Origin of the sequence: Cohnella thailandensis (assembly GCF_014212135.1) — a bacterium.
GTDB lineage: Bacteria > Bacillota > Bacilli > Paenibacillales > Paenibacillaceae > Cohnella > Cohnella thailandensis.
In genome coordinates, this window is record NZ_JACJVQ010000013.1 from 1 (window position 1) to 18,929 (window position 18,929).

The following is an 18,929-nucleotide window of genomic DNA, read 5'->3' on the forward strand; positions in this document are numbered from 1 at the left end:
GCTTCGACGATGCCACAGCTGTGTTGGCGCTACCTTCAGATGTCCGAGTCCGCGCACGTACAACAAACGCAGTAGAGCGTCTCAACGAGGAACTCAGGCGGAGAGAGCGTGTCATTCGAATTTTTCCCAACCGAGACTCGGTGCTACGTCTATTCGGCGCTTTGCTCATGGAACTTGATGATACATGGACCACCGAGAGAAAGTACATTGACCTACGTGCGTACTTCGCCTGGCGTAAGGAGAAATCCAGTTCTAAGACAAAGTAACTTTCACAGCGAGGATTTTACACACAATAATGGACTTGACCCCAAAAAACGAAATGTAGTTGAGATTTCAAGTATAATTCGGTGATATGTTTAAAAAACACCAAATATACATGATTTTTCACGCATATCCAGCCATTTCGCTAATAAACCAGAAATTAAACATGAAATTTCATGTACAATCGCAACCATAACTCTACTTAACCATCATCCACAACCGACCGCCAACAAAAAGAAGTGGGGCCGCCTAATTACAGGCAGCCTCCTGCGCAACTAAGCGCAACTTATTTAACGCGTTCTTCCCCATCTACTCCCGCGTCTTCCCAACTTCCCCTTCCTCATCGCTTTTCTCCTATTTGTCAGCGCTAATCCCCATCACTCCACGTCACTCCCCACTTCGTCGATCCCTCGCCCTTCATCCCCCGCTCCCCAAGGCCGCCCCGTCCGAACCGTTCTCTTCATCCTGATTAGCGGTTTTGCGATAGTCGGTGGGCGTGAGGCCGAAGTGCTTTTTGAACATGCGATAGAAGTAGGACGAGTTGGTGAAGCCGCAGCGTTCGGCGATCTCGGCGACGGAGTAGTGGGTTTGCTGCAGCAGCTCGAGGGAGCGCTCCATGCGGACGGCGTTGATGACGTCGACGATCGCTTTGAACGTGATCTGCTTGTAGATGCGGCCGATATAGCTTGGCGACATATCCAGCTCCTCCGCGATCCAGTTCAGGGATAGGTTCGGGTCCGAGTAGTGGCGCGCGATGGCGTCGTTGATTCGCTTGATCAAGTCCTCGTGGCGCAAGCTGCGCTTCTCGACCAGCTTCTCCTGGATCTCGCTCATCACGCTGCCGAAGAACTCGTCGACCTCCTGAAGCGTCTCGAAGCGTTCCATCGCCGGCGCGGCCCATTCCGGGTTATGCTCGAATTCGAAGTTATGGTTCTTCTGCATGATGCGCATGATGCTAACGAGCTTCAGGGTGAGGTGAGTGATCACGGATTGCAGCACGGGAATCGGGTAACGCGAGGCTTCTCCGATGATCTGCTCATACTGGCAACGCGCTTCTTCCAGCTTGCCGGACATCATCGCATCGACCAGCTTCTTCTCCCGGTCCTCTGGATAAACGTATTCCTTGATCGGCGGAACGAGCACCTCTTGCGCCTTGATCAGCGCCCCGTGCCCCTTGAGCATCCGATATTGCGCCGCTTCCTTCACCTTCTTGAACATGGAATGAAGATGCAGCACCTGGTTATCGAGCTCCGAATAAGCGATCGTCACACTGATACGGAGATGCTCTTCCACCGCCTTCTGAATCTGGGCGAGAAGCGACTGCAGGTAGATCTCGTCCGCCTGCTCCGGCGAATTCGCCGCTCCGAGCAGCAGCAGCACGCTATCCCCTTCGAGGTCTACCGTCTCCACCGGATAGGCTTGGGAGGACAGCTCGGAGCTGATGTTCAAGATCGCGTATTTATAAACCCTCAAGTCGGCCTCCCGCGACTCGGCGAATTCCTTGAACCGATCGATCTTAAGGAGGACGAGCCGATATTCGTTGTTAAAGTCGAAGCCGATCCCGAAGGTAGCGAGGCGAGCTCGCAGAGTCTTCGGATTGATGGCTTCCCGTCCATGTACCAGATTGCGCAGAAAATCCTGCCGGACCGTATAGAGGCTGTTTCTTTTCTCCACCTCCAGCATCTTCATCCGGTTCGCCATTCGGTCGATCGGAACGTAGAGCCTGCGGGACAGATACCAGGAGAGCAGCAAGCCTCCGACCAGAATAAGAGCCGCGATGCCGATCGTCGTCCGTTGAATGTCCCGTACCTCATGCGTGACGAGATGATAAGGGGTGCTTCGGACATAACGCCATTCGAGCGCGTCCGGACGGGTGTAAGAGATCAGGGATTTCTCCCCGTTCACTTTCTCCACGATATAGCCCGAGTCCGGATCGGAGATGATTTTCTCCAGGATCGGCCGGGCTTCTTCCTTCAAGTTGCCCGCGATCAATTCGTCCCCCGACAGCAGACGACCTCTGTTATCGATAATGAAGGATTTGCCCATGTCTCCGTTCGAATGATTGCCGATATCCTTGTTGATCCATTGCGCCTTGATATTGACGATGACCGCCGAGTTGACTACCTTAGGAGAGCCGATCGCATCGTAGCATAAATAGGAATAGACCGCCTCTTTCCGACCCGTATCCGCATCCACGAGCAGCGTTCTGGGGATCGGAGTGAACGGCTTGTAATCCTTGTAATGACTGAGAAGCGTAAGAATCTCGCCGTCGATCAGCTCCCCCTTCTCGATCATTCCGTTCTGCCCTTGCCTCGCGGATATATACATGTATTCGGACTTCGGATTATAGACGTAGATGGACTCGATGTAGGTCATCGAGAGAAGGTAATTTTGCAGCTCGGCCATCGCAGCGACCGTATCGTAGATGTTCGGATCCGAATAGAACATCAGCTTGGAGACGTTCAAATTGCGATAAATTTGGAAGGAGAGCGACTGGGCGCTGTCGGTCATGCTGACGACTTCGCTGCTGGTCTGGGTGAGCGTGCTAAGGTCGGAACGATACACTTGGCCCAAGGCGATCCGATTAAAAAAAATCAGCAGGATAGACGAAGTGAGCGTAAGCGTGACAACCGTACATAACACGATCCCGAGGAAAAGCTTGTTGTACAGACTGCGATTCTCACCCGTTCTCACAACCCCCACTTGAGCTCCCCCCAATCCATCGACTCAACTTCCGAGACATCGAATATATAATTGAAAGCGTTTCCTGTCAATCCTGATCCCAAGTCCTATTCCGAGAAAAAGCCGGGTATCCCCGTTATGCCGAAGGATACCCGGTCGGTGCTGACGACAGCCCGTTACTGAATGCCTTTCTCCGAGGTGTAGGCGAGCCATTGCGTCTTGTAGGCTTCCTGAACCTTCTCCAGTCCCGCCTTCTTCGCCTTATCCATCGCGGTCTGAACGCCTTCTTCCACGTTCTTCACCAGACCCGCGTAAAGCGGATAGAAGTATTGCTTCTCGACTTGCTCGAGCGCGGCGCGCTCCGCTTGATACGACGAATAATCTTCGGCGAAGCCGGTGAACAGGTCCGGCTTGGCGACCTTGTCGAGTTGATCGAAGATCGCTTTCACGCCGTCGTAGCTCTTGTCGAACAGCATGAATTCCGGATTCCGCCATGCCCAGCCCTGCATGCCTTCGCGAGGGAAGCCGTTGGAGGTGGCGTCGCCGACCATCTTGTAGTAGCCGTCTTCGACGGTATAATGAGTCCCCTCTATACCGTATTGCGTCAGCTGATTGTAGCGCTTGTCGGTCACCATCTTCTCATAGAAGGCGAGCGCCCGTTCCGCGTTCTTGCTGCTCTTCGGAACCGCGAAGCCGTTATGGATCGGGTGAACCGGCGTCGCGAAGCCCCTCGTCTCGGCGAAAGGCGTGTAGCCCAGCTCCCAGTCCGGATGCGTCGACTGCATCTTCATCTTCGTGTCGTTGTAACGGGTCGGGTTGTCGCCGAGAATCGCGGCCGCTTTGCCCGTCGTGATCGGATCCTGCAGGGTATCTTGCACGTTAAGAACGTTCTTCGCGAAGAAGCCTTTCTCCTGCCAGCGTTGAATGACCTTCAGGTCGTTGATTTGCTCTTCGGAGCCCCAATACGAGTAAACGTCGTTCGGGCTGTTATACTTGATTCCGATGCCGTATGGCAGCGGGCCGCCGACCGTATCGTCGTTCACTTCGCGGAAGACGTCCATCATGTTGCCTTTGACGTCCGCGTTCATCGACAGCGGCTGAATGCCCGGCTCGTTCTTCTTGATGCCGTCCAGGTATTCCTCGAACGAGGCGATGTCCTTCGGCACCGGCAGGTTATACTTCTTGCGCAGGTCTTCGCGGTAAACGAAGCCGTTGTTGACGTATTCCTTGTAGGTAGCCGGTACCGTGTAGATGTGGCCGTCGATCTTGACCGCGTCCCACATGTCCTGCGGCACGAACTCCTGAAGCTTCGGAGCCGCCTTCGGCAGCAGATCCTCAAGCGGAAGGAACGCGCCGCTCTTCGCGTAGGATTGGTATTGGGTCCAGTCCGCGGTGAAGATGAGGTCCACGTCTTGGCCGGAAGAGAGCAGCAGCTTGTACTTCTGGTCCCAGTTCGTCCACGTCGTAAAGTTGAACTTCACCGTCGCGTTCAGCTCCGCCTCCGCCATCTCGTTGATCTTCTTCTCGATAACGGAGAGGTCCTTCGGCTCTCCGCCCAGCATGTAGAACTGCAGCGTGACGTGCTTGGACGTGTCGATGCCTGCCGGGCTCTCGGACGGGGAAGCGCTTGCAGATTCGCTGGCCGGAGCGCTGGCCGACGGGCTGGCCGAAGACTCGCTAGGGCTGGGGCTGGCAGACTCCCCGTTATTGTTGTTGCTGCTGCAAGCCGATAATGCCGAAGCCAGGATGAAGCTCGATAAGAGAACCGCGGTTGCCTTGCTTCTGGTATTCATTCGAATCCTCCCTTTTTCCTTATCCTTAATGTATGTTAGCCGCTTCGAAGCCGCAAGAGCGAGCTTGAAGACCGGTTCTAACCCTTAGCCTTTGACCGCTCCGATCGTGAGCCCCTTGACGAAGTAACGTTGGACGAACGGGTAGAGAAGCAGGATCGGTCCCGTCACGATAAGCGACATCGCCATCTTCGTCGTCTCGGTCGGGATATCCCCGCCTAGCGATACGCCGGAGCCGGCGCCCATCTGGGTGATGAAAGCGATCGTGTTGATGATGTTATAGAGGTAGAACTGCAGCTGATACAGCTTCGGATCGTTGATGAACAGCGACGAGAGGAACCAATCGTTCCAGTACGCCAGCGCGAGGAACAAGCCTACGGTCGCGATTCCCGGCATCGACAGCTGCAGCACGATGCTGTAATAGATCTTGAAGTCGTTCGCCCCGTCGATCTTGGCCGATTCCGACACCTCGTCCGGCACCGCCGAACGAATGAAATTCTTCATCAGAATAATGAGGAACGGCGTCATGAGCCCCGGGAAAATCAGCACCGTATACGTGTCGACGAGATCCAGATACTTCGTCAGCAGCATGTACCAAGGAACCAAACCTCCTCCGAACAAGGTCGTGAAGTAGATGACGAAGGAGAAGAAATTGCGGTACTTGAAGTCCTTGCGCTGAAGAACGTACCCCGCCATCGTGATGAAGAACAGGCCGAGGATCGTTCCGACGACGGTCGTCGTCATCGTCACCCCGTACGCCTTGAGTACGGGATCCGGCGCCTTGAGAACCAGGTTGTACCCTTCCAGGGAGAATTTCTTCGGAATGAAGTGATAGCCGTCGCGAATGATCGATGCGTTGTCCGTGAAGGAAGCCGAGATAATCAGCAGAAAAGGAAACAGGCAAGCGAGCGACGTCAGAATGATCACGGCATACGCGATGAACTTGAACAGTCCGGTGTATTTATCGTCTTTGATCTTCATGGGATCCCTCCGTCAGAACAAGGCGTAGTCTTCGTTGATTTTGCGAATGATCGTATTGACGACCATGATAAGAACGAAGCCGAACAGCGATTGGTACAGCCCTGCCGCGGAAGCCATGCCCATGTCGAACGTGACCTTGAGCGATCGGTACACGTAGGTGTCCAGAATATCGGTCGTGTTGTACAGAATCCCGTTGTTGCCGACGAGCTGATAGAACAAATCGAATTGTCCCTTCATGATGCTGCCCAGCGCAAAAAGAAGAAGGACGATAAAGGTGGACTTGAGCATCGGAACGGTGATATAGCGGGCGCGTTGGAAAATGTTGGCCCCGTCGATCTTGGCCGCTTCGTAATATTCGTCGCTGATCCCGGTGATGGCCGCGAGGTAGATGACCATGCTGTAGCCGATGTTTTTCCATAGATAGAACAACGGAATGAGCAGGATCCAGACCCACGGCGTGTTGTACACGTCCGCTTCGCCAAGCCCGAAGCTCCGGAGCGTGGTATTGAGGAAGCCGCTCTCGTAGTTGAACACGTTGTAAACGATGACGCTCAGGATAACGAAGGATACGAAGTACGGAAGGAACATAATCGATTGCGTCAGCTTCTTGAACCACTTCAATTGAATCTCGCTGAGCAGCACCGCGCAGACGATGGCGAGCACGTTGCTGCTGATGATGAACACCAGGTTGTAGCCCAGGGTATTGACGGTCAGCTTGCTGAGGATGCCCGATTGCCAGAGAAACCTGAAATTCTCGAGGCCGATGAACTCGCTGTTCCACAAACTTCTATTGAAGTCGAAGCGGACGAAAGCGTAGTAGATGCCGACCATCGGCGCATAGTTGTTAATTAGAAAGAACAATAGCGCCGGAAGCAGCATCAGAAACAGAATGCGATTCTTGACGAGTTCGTACAGAACTCCTCTCCTGCGGATTAGCATGCCGCTGCAACTCCTCCTTTTCTACGTGATCGAATCAACGACTTCAGTCTATCTGCCCTCCCGGATTCCGAATAGAGTAAGCTCGCGCGCAAATGTGAACTATCCCGCGCTGCGAATGGTGAACTATTGCGCGATTTGTGAACGAATCCGCGTTTTTGCCCTGTTCACACCGCAGAAAGCATGAAGGCAACAAAAAAGAAGCCATTCTTTCCTCCCTGAAAGGATAGGAAAAAATGACTTCCCTCGAACGGAAAATGGTTTCAGAGCTTAAAACGCGTAACGAGCTCTTCCAAATCGCCCGCAACGGCGGAGAGCTCTCCGGAAGACACGCGAAGGTCCTCGCTGGCCGCGAGCTGCTCTTCCGTGGCCGCGCCGACCTGCTGCGCCATGCTCGCGGTCTGCACCGCGAGGTGGCTCATGCTGTCGATCGAAGCGGCCACCTCTTCCGAGCTTGCGGACAGCTGCTGAGCGGCGGCGGCCGTCTCCTGGATGCGCATCGTCACCAGCTCGGTCGAGCCGACGATCGCCTCGAACGATCGTTCCGCGACCTTGACGCTCTCCGAGCTGTCTCTTATTTCCGCCAGACTTTCGCTCATCGTCCGTACGGCCGTATCCGTATCCGCTTGGATGGCTTCGATCAGCTCGATAATGTCCTTGGACGACTCGTCCGTCTGGGCGGCGAGCTTCCTGACCTCCTCCGCGACGACCGCGAAGCCTTTGCCGTGCTGACCCGCATGGGCGGCTTCGATCGCCGCGTTCAAGGACAGCAGGTTCGTCCGGGTGGCGATATCTCCGATCAGGGTCGAGATCGAACCGATTTTGACCGTATGAGCTTCCAGCTTCCGAATCGTTTCTTCCGTTTGCTCGAGCGATTTGCAGAGCTCGTCCATTTTCCGGGAAACCCGTTGAATCTTCTCCGATCCGTCCTTCGCCGAGCCCGCCGATTCCTTCGAGAGATCCGCCACCTCGGCCGTATTCTCCGCGATCCGCTGCACTCCCGACGCCATCTCTTCGATAACCGTATTGCATTCGCTTGCGAATTGAACCTGGTGCTCCGAGCCGCTCGCCACCTGCTCGATCGCCTCGGTCACGCTCCTAGCTGAGCTTGCGTTCGATTCGGCCCTCTCGTTCAGCTGCTTGGAGGAATGCGCCACTGACAAGGAGGATACTTGCATCTTCTTTACCGATGCCTGAAGCTGCTCCAGCGTCGAATTGACCGCCTGGATCATCTTGCCGAACTCGTCTTTTCTCTTCGTCTTGATCGGCTGCTGCGTCAATTCCCCGTTCGCGATTCGATGGAGCGCCTGCGTGGAAGCCTTAAGCGGCTTGGTAATGTTTCGGATGAGCAGATAGGCGAATAACGCGTTAACGAGCAGAGCCAGTCCGCCGATAATGCTGAACGTTCTCAAAGACGATCGGTACAGGCTTTCCGCGTCTTTGGTGCTCTGAACCGCTCCGTTGTGGTCGTACATGACCATCAGCTTGAGCATGCTGCGCATGTTATTGAAGAACTGAACCGCGCCCTGCGTGGCCTGCTCTTCTTCCGGCGAGCCCGGCGCCGTGGCGGCGATCTTCTCGTAGGCCTTCTTGAACATGCTCCAGTTGTTCGCCAGGCTGTCGTAATTGCTTCTTCGGTCCTCTTCGTCGGTAAGCGTCGCCGCGTATGTATTCATGCTCTGTTCGATGTTCATAATCAAGGTGTCGCGGCTCGCGACAAGCTGCTTCTTCTCGTCCGCCTTGTCCGTCAGTTGAAGCTGGTAATTATTCGCCATGTACTGCTCGACGAATTGCACGATCGTGTTGATCGACTCGATCCCGACCATCCACTTGTTCGTGACTTCGGACGAGTAGCTCTGGATCTGCCGAATATTCGAGATGCCGTTCCATCCGATGACTCCCGTGAAGAGAAGAATCACGGCGAATGCCCCCAACAGTTTATTGCGAACGGACCACATACGGACTCCCCCTTTAAGCAAGAATAAGCGCGACTTTGGACTTAGGATTGAACAAGTATAGGCTGCTTTCGATTCAACTTACAATGAAATTAACCTTAATTTGTTAATTTACATAACGTTATCTTTCCCTAATTGTCCTTATGCACGAAGAAACCGGATCGTTAGTCCCAAGCAAGCGTTATCATAAAAAAACGACCTCGGGAACATCCCGAAGTCGTTTTTTTTGCGCCCTTGCGGCGCCGCGTCCTTACCATGCGTATGCTTTCGGAGCCGAACCGCCCGGCCCCGGGAAGATCTCATCCAACCGCTCCAACGCCTGCTGCTCCAGCGCGATGTCCACCGCGCGCAGCGAATCCTCGAATTGCTTAAGCGTCCGCGGGCCGATTATCGGCGCCACCAGCGCCGGACGGGTCAGCGTCCAGGCAAGCGCGACGTTCGCTTCGCTCTCTCCCAGTTCGCGGCACAGACGCTCGAACGCCTCCAATTGAGCGCGATGCTTCTCCGCTCTCTCGGGATTGTTCGCTCGCTTTGAGCCTTCCACCGGATTCAAAGCGTTTCCGCTGAGCAAGCCTCCGTCCAGTGGACTCCAGGCAATCACGCCGATGCCTTGATCCTCGGCGGCAGGAAGCACTTCCAGCTCGGGAAGGCGGCAGTTCAAGCTGAACTTGTGCTGCTCGGAGACGAGACCGAGAGTTTGATGGTTTCGCGCCTCGTACTGCGCTTTAACCAAATCGAACCCGGCGAAATTGCTCGAGCCTACGTACCCGATTTTCCCCTGAGCGATAGCAACCTTGAACCCTTCCCACAGCTCGTCCCACGATACGCTGCGATCGACGTGATGCATCTGGTACAGCTCGATGTGATCGGTCTGGAGTCTGCGAAGGGAGCCCTCCAGATGGCGGCGCAGCTTATAGGAAGACAAGCCCGCTCCGCCGTTCGGCCCATCCGCGCCGTCATGCATGTCCCCGTAGAACTTGGTCGCGAGCACGACCTTCTCCCGACGTCCTCCGCCTTGGGCGAACCAGCGGCCGATGATCTCTTCCGTCCGGCCCGAGTTCTCTCCCCAGCCGTAAACATTGGCCGTGTCGAAGAAGTTGATCCCGGCATCGATCGCGGCGTCCATGATCCGGAAAGCTTCCTTCTCCTCGGTCCCGACGCCGAAATTCATCGTTCCCAAACAGAGCCTGCTGACATTTAACCCGGAACGGCCTAGCTTGGCATACTTCATGGCGGATCACTCCTTTTGAACGGTATGCCTTCATTTTCCTGCGCGCTCTCCATAACGTCAATAGTTAGGAAAAAGATTTACGCCGGGATTACATTTCAAAATTAAAAAAAGAGACATGCAGGCGTTCATAGCCGCAGTCTCTAATCCATTAATCCGCATATCCCGTCGTGATCCTCTCTCTCCGATAACATCGGCTAAAGCGATCCAATTCTTCAAACGACACCGAGTACAGCGCCAAGCTGCCTTCGATCCGGACCGACGATCCCGGCAATCCCCTCCATCTTGTATAGAGGCGCTTCGCGGAGTCCAGGTCGGCCGGGGCCCAGAATTGCACGGTCTCGACGGCAGGGTTCATAACTCGAATCGATTCCAGAAGCACCCTCAACGCTCTTGCGAACAGCGTGCTGCTTCTGTACCCTTCCCGCAAGAAGGCGACCTCGATCTGGCAGACATTCGTATCCTCGTATTCGTTAGCCCCCGTCCCGAGGACAAAACCTGCCGCTCCCGCAATCTCGTAGGACTCTTCCTCCAGGATGAGGAGAGCCTGTCCGTATAGCAAAGGAGCGGCGATGAAGCTCAGCTTCACCGGGAACGAATAAGGCAAATTCAACTCGTTCTGGTGCCGGATCAAAAATTTCGTGTAAGCCGCATGATCCGGCTCCTTGTCGCAGCGTCGATACAAATACGACATTACTTGGCGAGTTGAGCGCGAAGATTATCGTTGGCGATAACGATGCGGCCGAAGCCGGAGCCTTTCTTCGATTCTTTCTCGATGTTAACCGGTGGGATGATCATCGTATTACCTCCTTCGTGATTATGTAAAATATGTCATTACCTATACATTATAACCTGTCGAATGCCTTCATCCTAGTCCGAATTTCATCGATCGTCGCGCGATAAATCGACATTTCTCCCAATTCGTGTTCTTCCGTTCCGACTTTGCGGGCGAATTTGGAATAGAGCTCGCATAGATACCGATTGTCCGAGAATGCCGCCAATTCGAACTCCGCCGCTTCCGGATGCTTCTCTTTTATCGTTGAAGTCATATATTTCAGACCCCCGACGAATATCCTCGAGCCCCGATAGTTCCGGTCGGCCGCCGCGATGCCGGCAAAGGCGACGGTGCGCTCCCCCTTCTCATCCATGCGCTTACGCAACTGGTAGATCGAGAGGCCGATCAGCTGGCCCGCTTCGTTCTCCGCTTTGACCAAATGACCCTCCGCGATCGATTGGTAGAGCATGGATACCGTGCTCAGCACATCGTAGGCCGGATGAAGATCTCTTCTATTGTCCAAAATAAATAAGCTTGCTCGCGCAAAATCGTCGTCCGTCACGCAAAGGCTATAGCGAATGGCCACGTTACTATCCACCTCCTTAAATGGCTTACATCCGATCTAAAAGCGCGGCTTCCAACGAAGCCGACACTTGCGGATGCTCCCTAGTCATTCTCTGGAAAGCCTCGCGCCGAATCGACAATAGAATCGATGGCTCGATAGATTTAACGGTAGCGGTTCTCGGTATATTCTTGAGCAAAGCGATCTCCCCGAAGTAGTCGCCATCCTGCAGGACGGCGATTCTCTTCTCCTCCTGTCCGGGCTCCCGCTTCAGAACCTCGAACTTGCCCCTAGCGATAATATAGAATTGATGGCCTTCTTCCCCCTGTTTGACGACGGCTTCGCCAGCCTGGCAAGGGTATGTCGCGAACAAATCGGCAATCCCCGACAACAGCTCCGGATCTATCCCTTCGAAGAAAGCGAGCTTGGCGAGGCGTTCCGCATCCACCGTAGCGTGAAGACCGTCCGGCGAGACGCGGAAGCCTTGCTGCTTCTCCCACAAGCCCCGATAAGCGCCTCCGAGCTTCAGCAGCTCCGAATGGCTTCCGGATTCGACGATCTCCCCTTTGTCGAAGACGAAGATTCGGTCCGCGTTCGCCGCCGATCCAAGCCTATGCGTGACGGAGACGATCGTCCGGTCCCCCCTCAGACTCTCGATCACCCCGTTGATCTCCGATTCGGACGACGGATCGAGCGCCGAGGTCGCTTCGTCCAGCAGCAATAGCTTCGGATCTCTGAGGAGCGCCCGGGCGATGGCGAGACGCTGTCTTTCCCCTCCGGATAAAGAAGCTCCCTCTTGATGAACCATGGTGTCATAGCCTTCCGGCCAGCCCTCGACGGCGGAATGGATTTGCGCCAGCTTCGCCGCTTCCGCCATTCGTTCATCCGAGGCGTTCTCGTTATCCAGCAAGAGATTGTCCCGAATCGTCGCATTGAACAAGAACGTATCCTGCGCGACCATCGAGGCATGCCTCCGCAGCGAAGCTTCGCTAACCCGCCGTAGATCGATCCCTCCGACGGATACCGTTCCGATCGCGGGATCATAGAATCTCGCGAGCAGCTGAAGCGCGGTGCTCTTGCCGGAGCCGCTGGTCCCAACGAACGCGACATAGCTGCCCGCTTCGATGCTTAGATTGACGCCGCGTAGTTGACGGCTCTCTAGCGTATAACCGAACGTCACGTCCTTCATCAGGACGGAACCGGCAGCCTTCGGAAGCTCGAGGGGGGCGGAAGCTTCTTCGACGGAAGGCTTCTCCGCGAGCAGCTCCCCGATGCGGCGAAAGCTGACGTTCGCGTCGATCGCGACCGGAATGAGCTGCGTGAGATTGGTCGCCGCGGCTCCGACGCTTATGAACAGCGTGAGGAAAGCCGTGAAGTCACCGATCGTCATCCGATCGTGGAAAATCAAATAGCCTCCGAATACGATCATCGTACCGTTGAGAACGAGCAGAGCGGACGCCGGCAGCCTCTCCATAAGGGAATTGGCCATTCGCATCGCCAGACCTAACGAGAATAAGCCGCGAATCTGCTCCTCGGCCCTCTCATGGAACCTGCGCTGTTGATGTAGGTTGATAATCGTCTTATGGCCCTTGGCCATCTCGTCGATAGTGTTGGAGAACCTCTCTTGAGCTTCCTTATAGTGAACGTTAGCCGTCTCCGCGCGTCTTTGGACGAGCTTGGGCGCCGCGATCATCAGCAGGGCTCCCGCCAGAACGGCCAGGGTCAGTCTCCATTCAAGAGAGAAAAGGAGGACTAAGCTAATGATCACGTTGATCGATTCCCGAAACAGAAACGGGTATATTCCGCTGATCATTCTCTCGACGGCCGACATATCCGCGGAGAACCTCGTCGTCAAATCTCCGACCCGATACTTCTGATAGAAAGGCATGGATTGCCTCTGGATATGCTGAAACAAGTCCGTTCGGTATTGGCGAATCGCTTCGCCGCCTAATCTCGCGGTCGAATAATCGCCCGCCATACCCGCGAAGATGTTCAAGACGCCTCCGATCAAGACGATCCCTACGATAATCCAGAAAGCCTCCCAATCCTTCGGGAGAAAAGCCTTGTCCACTAAGTACTTAAGGCTTAGCGGCGATGCCGAGGCATAGGAAACCTCAACGAGAACGCAGAGGACATAGAGCAGCAGCAAGCCCTTGCGAGGCTTGAGATATCGAAGCATGATTCCGAGTCCGTTCAATCCGGCCTATCCCTCCCACGATGCCTATCTCTAGCTAATTCGGGACTAACAGCAGGTACATTATACCATTCCGACGACGCTTCGACAGGGTTTGCGCATAGTTTATTAGGAACGGAAAGCCGGAGTGGGCCGGAAGTCGTCATTTTCGTAAAATTGGGAACATACGTTTGCTTATGGTCGATCGATATGGTAAAATCATTCCGAATCGCCAATCCATTCAAGGAGTGATCCGCTTGCCGATTAACGCTTACCTGAATTTCGCCGGCAATACCCGTGACGTCGTTTTATACTACGCGAAGGTATTCGGCCTTCCGGAGCCTCAATTGATGACGTTCGGCTCCGTGCCTCCTAACCCGGAATTCCCTTTGCCTCCGGGCACGGAAGATCTGATCATGCACGCTGCGCTCGACATCGACGGGAGCAAGCTCATGTTCTCCGATACGTTTCCGGGAATGCCGTTCCAAGTAGGCAACAATATCTCCCTCGCCTATGTGACCGGAGACGAAGCCAAGGCAAGAGACATCTTCGAGCAGCTTAAGGACGGAGGAACGGTCGTCATGGAGCTTCAGGAGACGTTCTGGAGCAAAGTATACGGTCAAGTTACGGACAAGTTCGGGATCCTCTGGCAGATCAGCCACGAAGAGAATAAATAACGACTCGCATACGCAAGGAAGGCAACCCCGGACAGGAGTTGCCTTCTTCCATAGCTTTATAAACTTTTCCCCTTAATAGTACGGCTCCATCATCAGGAACACGACTACCCCGGTAAGACTGACATAGAGCCAGATCGGCATCGTCCAACGGGCGATCCGGCGGTGCTTGCGCAACTGGTTTGTCCATCCCCATACGAGCGTGAACAGCGCCAACGGCACGATGATCGCGGCAAGAATGCTGTGCGAGATTAGAATGAAGAAATAGATCGGACGAACGATCCCTTCCCCGCCGAATGTCGCCGTCTCCGAGGACATGTAATGGAAGGTCAAGTACGAAACGAGGAACAGCAGCGTCGACGAGAACGCGGCCAAGATGAATCCCTTGTGGAGCTTCACGTTCTTGCGGATTATCGCGATTAACGCGGCCAGAAGGAAGATGAACGTAAAGCTGTTAAGCACCCCGTTGATTCTCGGGAAGACGGTAAGATCGAAGTCGATTTCTCCTTTATAGCCGAGCGGCGAGAAGAACAGGAGCAGGATAACGATATTCGCAATGAGAGAAATCGCTACAATCGCGGCCGTATAATTCTTGTTGCTTGTCGGCTTCAAGCGGTCGGACTCTTGGCTCATGGATCCGGCAATCTCCTTTCCATTACTGGTTATGGCTTCATTATAGACGTAATACCGGACAAGCGAACGCCGGAGAACGCACAACATTATGAACAAAAGCTTATTCGCAGCTTCCGTTTAATGTGCCAGTATGGCCTGCTTTGGCTCCTACCATTCCTCTATCCCCTTTTCTTTTGCTCTTTCCTTTACGATTTAATCTTGACCCAACATAAATCTGTTATTTCGTTCATCTTTTTCCATTATGATTGATAGGCTAACTAGATCGACTAGACGGATGAGCCATCGCTCGAAAGGAGGGGATGCCGTTAACGGCCGCTTGCAAGTAGAATCCTATTTTTAACATGGAGAGGTGGAAATGATGTTGAGAAAAAAATGGAATCGTTTGCTCGCCGTCTGCCTTCTGCTCGTCGGTCTTCTTCCCTACTCTGCCGCTATAGCGGAAGGTCCGTCCGATCCCGCTCCGGAGCTCCAGCCTGTCGTAACCGCGAACGGCAAATTCGTTCTGTTCGACAACACGCATGCCCAGACGGCCGGCGCGGCGGACTGGGTCATCGACGGAGGCTTCTCCGACTTCGGCAACGCCTTGGCGGCGGAAGGCTATTACGTCAAGGAGCTGCGCAAGTCGACGCCGATCACGCTATCCGATCTTCAGGATTACGACGTGTTCGTCATTCCCGAGGCGAACATTCCGTACAAGACCTCCGAGCAGGAAGCCATGCTCGATTACGTCGAGAACGGCGGCAGCCTCTTCTTCATCGCCGACCATTATAACGCCGACCGCAACAAGAACCGCTGGGACGCTTCCGAAGCGTTCAACGGCTATCGCCGGGGCGCCTGGAGCAATCCGGCTTCGGGCATGAGCTCCGAAGAAGCCGCTTCCGCCGCGATGTCGGGCGTCGCCAGCTCCGATTGGCTGTCCGACAACTTCGGCATGCGGATTCGCTACAACGCTCTCGGCGACATCAATTCCGATTACATCGTTCCCTCGTCTCAAGCGTTTGGAATTACGGCCGGAGTCGGAACGGTAACGATGCATGCGGGCTCGACGATCGCCATTACCGATCCGACCAAAGCGAAGGGCATCGTCTACATCGACGAGACGACGACCGGCTGGTCGAACGCCGTTGACCAAGGCGTTTACGCGGGCGGAGGCATCGCCGAGGGGCCGTTTGTCGCCGTCGCGAAGGCGCAGCTCGGCAAGGTCGCCGTGATCGGGGACTCCTCCCCCGTCGAAGACAGCACTCCGAAGTACAAGCGCGAAGAAACGGGCGGAACGAAGACCACCTACGACGGATTCACGGAAGAAGACAATGGCGTTCTGCTCGTCAACATCGTGGATTGGCTCGCTACTCAGGAGAACTACACGAGCTTGACCGCCGTAAGCGGACTGACCTTGGATACGGCGACTCCGCTTCTCTCGATGGAGAATCCCTCCACTTCGACGCAGCCGGTCTCGGAACCTTGGTCCTCTCCGGCAGCCGGGTATAAGTGGTGGGACAGCTCGACCTTCAAAGCCGGATCCTATGGATACCAAACCGACGGCGGAGGCGGAACCGGCGGCGCGGACGAGAATTTCGAGAGCGGAACGAAGACCTCATATACCGCCGGCAGCGTGAGCCTTGGCAGCGGAACCTGGTACTTCGACAACGCTTTGATCGGAGACTCGACGACGGACAAGAAGAACGGAACGAAATCCGCCCGGATTCGAGCAGCCGGCAGCATCGCCATGAGCTATGACGTGGCCGGCGCGGCAAGCGTCACCGTCAACCACGCCAACTTCGGCTCCGATAGCGGCGCCAACTGGAAGCTCCAGAAGTCCACCAATTCCGGCTCGACCTGGACGGACGTCGGTTCCACGTATACGAGCGGAAGCACGCTGTCCGCTCAGACGATCTCCGTCGGAGAGACGGGAAGCGTTCGTTTCCGAATTGTCGTGGGCGGTACTTCCGGCCAACGCATCAACATCGACGATTTCGATATTGCGGCGTCCACGACCAATCCTTCGGCCTCTCTGGACGAGAACTACGAGAGCGGATCGAAGACCGCGTATGCGGTGGCCAGCATTACGCTCGGCAGCGGAGCTTGGACCTTCGATAACGCCTTGATCGGCGATTCTACATCCGATAAGAAGAACGGCAGCAAGTCCGCGCGAATTCGTTCGGCCGGAAGCATCGCGATGAACTTCGACGTGACGGGGGCGGCCAGCGTTACCGTGAAGCACGCCAACTTCGGCTCGGACGCCGGCGCGAACTGGAAGCTTCAGAAGTCCACCAATTCCGGTTCGTCCTGGACGGACGTGGGCTCGACTTACACAAGTGGAAGTGCGCTCGCTTCGCAGACGATCGCGGTCGGCGAGTCGGGAACGGTTCGCTTCCGGATCGTCGTTGGCGGAACGTCCGGCCAACGCATCAATATGGACGATTTCGAGATCAATTAAATGGCTGGCGGCACCTGGGATTGATCCCGGTGCCGCCATTCCGTTATTTTGCGAGCTCGGCTTCCTTCGGCCACGTGCCCGTGAATTCCCGTTCATCGTATCCGTAGAAGTTGTTCAGAATCTCTTCGCGGTTGTCGTGGAACAGGCTGTCCGCGATCGCCGATACGATCTTCGGGATCGCGTAGCGCATCCCCGATAGAGCCGATGCCGATAAGCCGCAGCTTACCATCGCCGAATAATTGAAGGAATAAAGACCGTGGAGCCGATCGATCCCTTCCTCGTCCCGGCTCTGGAACTCGAAGCCCGGGCTTAAGTAGGGATGAGCATCCAGCAGCGAATTCGCGATTGCCGCCGGCGCCTCGTACCGATCGCTCCAACGGGCAATATGCTTCTCGACCGATCGGAGCTCCTCGCGCAGCGCAGGGTCCGTGATCAGCCCCGTGCTGATAATAAGGAAGTCGAAGGCGAACTTGCCCTGCGGAGTCGTGACGACCGCCTGCTCTCCGGCGACTTCGACGTCGAGCCACGGCGCTCCAAGATGGAGCTGGAAGCCCGGCCAAGAGACAGCGCGTTCGTACGTGTCGTTCGTGGGCGGCTGATTGTGTTTAAAGAAGTGCGACATGACCGCGTATTTATCCGCATCGGACAAGGACGGGAATCTCTCGATCATGCCGGAGCCTTCCATCTGGCGGATCGGATTGATACGGGGCATCTCCTGGCGTCTGACGAATACATGAGCCTCCGCGACTCCATTCATTAAAGCGAAGTTCGCATTGTCGTAAGCCGAAGCGCCCCCGCCCAATACCGCGATTTTCTTCCCCTTTAACGCTTCGATATCGATCCGCTCCGAGGTGTGGGCATAAAGACGAGAAGGGAGCTTATTCTTGATCAGCGGAGGAATGTGCCATTCTCCTCCTCCTTGAATACCCGTCGCGAGAACGACTTTGCGGGCCAGCAGCTTGCCGGACGGGATGCCGGTACCTTCGACTTGTAGACGATGCAGCCCCCTCTCGAGCGGCTCGATCCGCGAAAGCTTCACGTCGTTCACCACGGGAAGCTTGAGTATGCTTCGGTACCAGCGCAGGTAGTTCATCCATTCTCCTCGCGGAATTTTATCTACCTTCTCCCACCCTTCCGCGCCGTGCTGCGCTTCCCACCAGGATCGGAAAGTAAGGGACGGAATCCCCAAATCGATCGCCGTCAGATGCTTCGGCGTCCGCAGCGTCATCATCCGGGCGTACGTTACCCACGGCCCTTCCTGGCCTTCGGGATTCTCATCGATAACGAGAATGTTCGAGATTCTCTCCTTCAATAAGCCGAAAGCAATGCCGAGTCCGCTCTGCCCTCCCCCTACGATAACGACGTCATAGACGCGATCTTCGGGATGCCTCTTGGGGATTACCCATTCCTTGCCGCCGAAAGCCAAATAAGACAGATCCGTGCTCACCCGTTCGTTCAATCGTTCCAAGCTCATTCTAATCCTCCCCTTCGACGGTGACCTGAGCCTACCAGCGAGCCGGAAGCGGCTTCGAAGCTTTATAATGTAATTATAGATTACACATTGCTGGTCGATTACCACCATTCCGGAAAAACATGTCATTAATATCAACAATCGATGTTAGATTGATATCATTTTATCGCTTCTTAAGGGGCAATTGAAGGCGAAGTCGTCATTTTTGTAAAGGTACCTAATAATTTTTCGGCTAATTGTTCATCGTTACTAGTTCGTCTTCGCACAGGATCGGCGTTAACTTCCAAGGTTCCGACTTCCGCCTCGGCTTTATCCTCGAACGACTGGGGTTGGAGGAGCGATGGACAAGATCAAACGCGCAGATGAGAAAA

14 protein-coding genes are annotated in these 18,929 nt (G+C 55.0%); 3 read left to right on the forward strand and 11 right to left on the reverse strand.

Annotation, left to right across the window (positions count from 1 at the left end; genetic code table 11):
- A partial coding sequence (locus tag H7B67_RS14115; RefSeq protein WP_185120497.1) for a transposase occupies positions 1 to 266 on the forward strand: 266 nt, incomplete at its 5' end.
- A 412-nt stretch (positions 267 to 678) separates the two neighbouring features.
- On the opposite strand, the gene H7B67_RS14120 is transcribed toward H7B67_RS14115, so the two are convergent.
- The 9 genes from H7B67_RS14120 to H7B67_RS14160 all read right to left on the reverse strand — a co-directional run bounded on the left by H7B67_RS14120 (position 679) and on the right by H7B67_RS14160 (position 13,367).
- On the reverse strand, positions 679 to 2,964 hold the full coding sequence (locus tag H7B67_RS14120; RefSeq protein ID WP_185120498.1) for a helix-turn-helix domain-containing protein: 2,286 nt from the start codon (positions 2,962 to 2,964) through the stop codon (positions 679 to 681).
- Between the two features lie 155 nt (positions 2,965 to 3,119).
- Positions 3,120 to 4,736 carry an extracellular solute-binding protein gene (locus H7B67_RS14125; RefSeq protein WP_185120499.1) on the reverse strand — a complete coding sequence of 539 codons (1,617 nt, stop codon included), beginning with the start codon at positions 4,734 to 4,736 and terminating at the stop codon, positions 3,120 to 3,122.
- Positions 4,737 to 4,820: 84 nt separating this feature from the next.
- Positions 4,821 to 5,714, reverse strand: coding sequence for a carbohydrate ABC transporter permease (locus H7B67_RS14130; protein WP_185120500.1), 894 nt, complete (start codon positions 5,712 to 5,714; stop codon positions 4,821 to 4,823).
- 12 nt (positions 5,715 to 5,726) lie between these two features.
- Positions 5,727 to 6,653, reverse strand: a complete 927-nt coding sequence (locus H7B67_RS14135) for an ABC transporter permease subunit (RefSeq protein ID WP_185120501.1) — start codon at positions 6,651 to 6,653, stop codon at positions 5,727 to 5,729.
- Positions 6,654 to 6,913: 260 nt separating this feature from the next.
- Positions 6,914 to 8,608 carry a methyl-accepting chemotaxis protein gene (locus tag H7B67_RS14140; RefSeq protein ID WP_185120502.1) on the reverse strand — a complete coding sequence of 565 codons (1,695 nt, stop codon included), beginning with the start codon at positions 8,606 to 8,608 and terminating at the stop codon, positions 6,914 to 6,916.
- 247 nt (positions 8,609 to 8,855) lie between these two features.
- On the reverse strand, positions 8,856 to 9,836 hold the full coding sequence (locus tag H7B67_RS14145) for an aldo/keto reductase (protein ID WP_185120503.1): 981 nt from the start codon (positions 9,834 to 9,836) through the stop codon (positions 8,856 to 8,858).
- A 148-nt stretch (positions 9,837 to 9,984) separates the two neighbouring features.
- Positions 9,985 to 10,518, reverse strand: coding sequence for a hypothetical protein (locus H7B67_RS14150; RefSeq protein ID WP_185120504.1), 534 nt, complete (start codon positions 10,516 to 10,518; stop codon positions 9,985 to 9,987).
- A 160-nt stretch (positions 10,519 to 10,678) separates the two neighbouring features.
- Positions 10,679 to 11,194, reverse strand: a complete 516-nt coding sequence (locus H7B67_RS14155; RefSeq protein ID WP_185120505.1) for a hypothetical protein — start codon at positions 11,192 to 11,194, stop codon at positions 10,679 to 10,681.
- 25 nt (positions 11,195 to 11,219) lie between these two features.
- Positions 11,220 to 13,367 carry an ABC transporter transmembrane domain-containing protein gene (locus tag H7B67_RS14160; RefSeq protein WP_185120506.1) on the reverse strand — a complete coding sequence of 716 codons (2,148 nt, stop codon included), beginning with the start codon at positions 13,365 to 13,367 and terminating at the stop codon, positions 11,220 to 11,222.
- 233 nt (positions 13,368 to 13,600) lie between these two features.
- Between H7B67_RS14160 and H7B67_RS14165 the strand changes: the two genes are divergently transcribed.
- Complete coding sequence (locus H7B67_RS14165; protein WP_185120848.1) at positions 13,601 to 14,020, forward strand: VOC family protein; 420 nt, start codon at positions 13,601 to 13,603, stop codon at positions 14,018 to 14,020.
- A 72-nt stretch (positions 14,021 to 14,092) separates the two neighbouring features.
- On the opposite strand, the gene H7B67_RS14170 is transcribed toward H7B67_RS14165, so the two are convergent.
- A complete protein-coding gene (locus H7B67_RS14170) occupies positions 14,093 to 14,650 on the reverse strand; it encodes a DUF420 domain-containing protein (protein ID WP_185120507.1) in 558 nt (185 codons plus the stop codon).
- Between the two features lie 355 nt (positions 14,651 to 15,005).
- On the opposite strand from H7B67_RS14170, the gene H7B67_RS31290 reads away from it, so the two are divergent.
- Complete coding sequence (locus tag H7B67_RS31290) at positions 15,006 to 17,087, forward strand: Ig domain protein group 2 domain protein (protein ID WP_342592513.1); 2,082 nt, start codon at positions 15,006 to 15,008, stop codon at positions 17,085 to 17,087.
- A 43-nt stretch (positions 17,088 to 17,130) separates the two neighbouring features.
- On the opposite strand, the gene H7B67_RS14180 is transcribed toward H7B67_RS31290, so the two are convergent.
- Positions 17,131 to 18,561, reverse strand: a complete 1,431-nt coding sequence (locus tag H7B67_RS14180; protein ID WP_185120508.1) for a flavin-containing monooxygenase — start codon at positions 18,559 to 18,561, stop codon at positions 17,131 to 17,133.
- Positions 18,562 to 18,929: the final 368 nt, after the last annotated feature.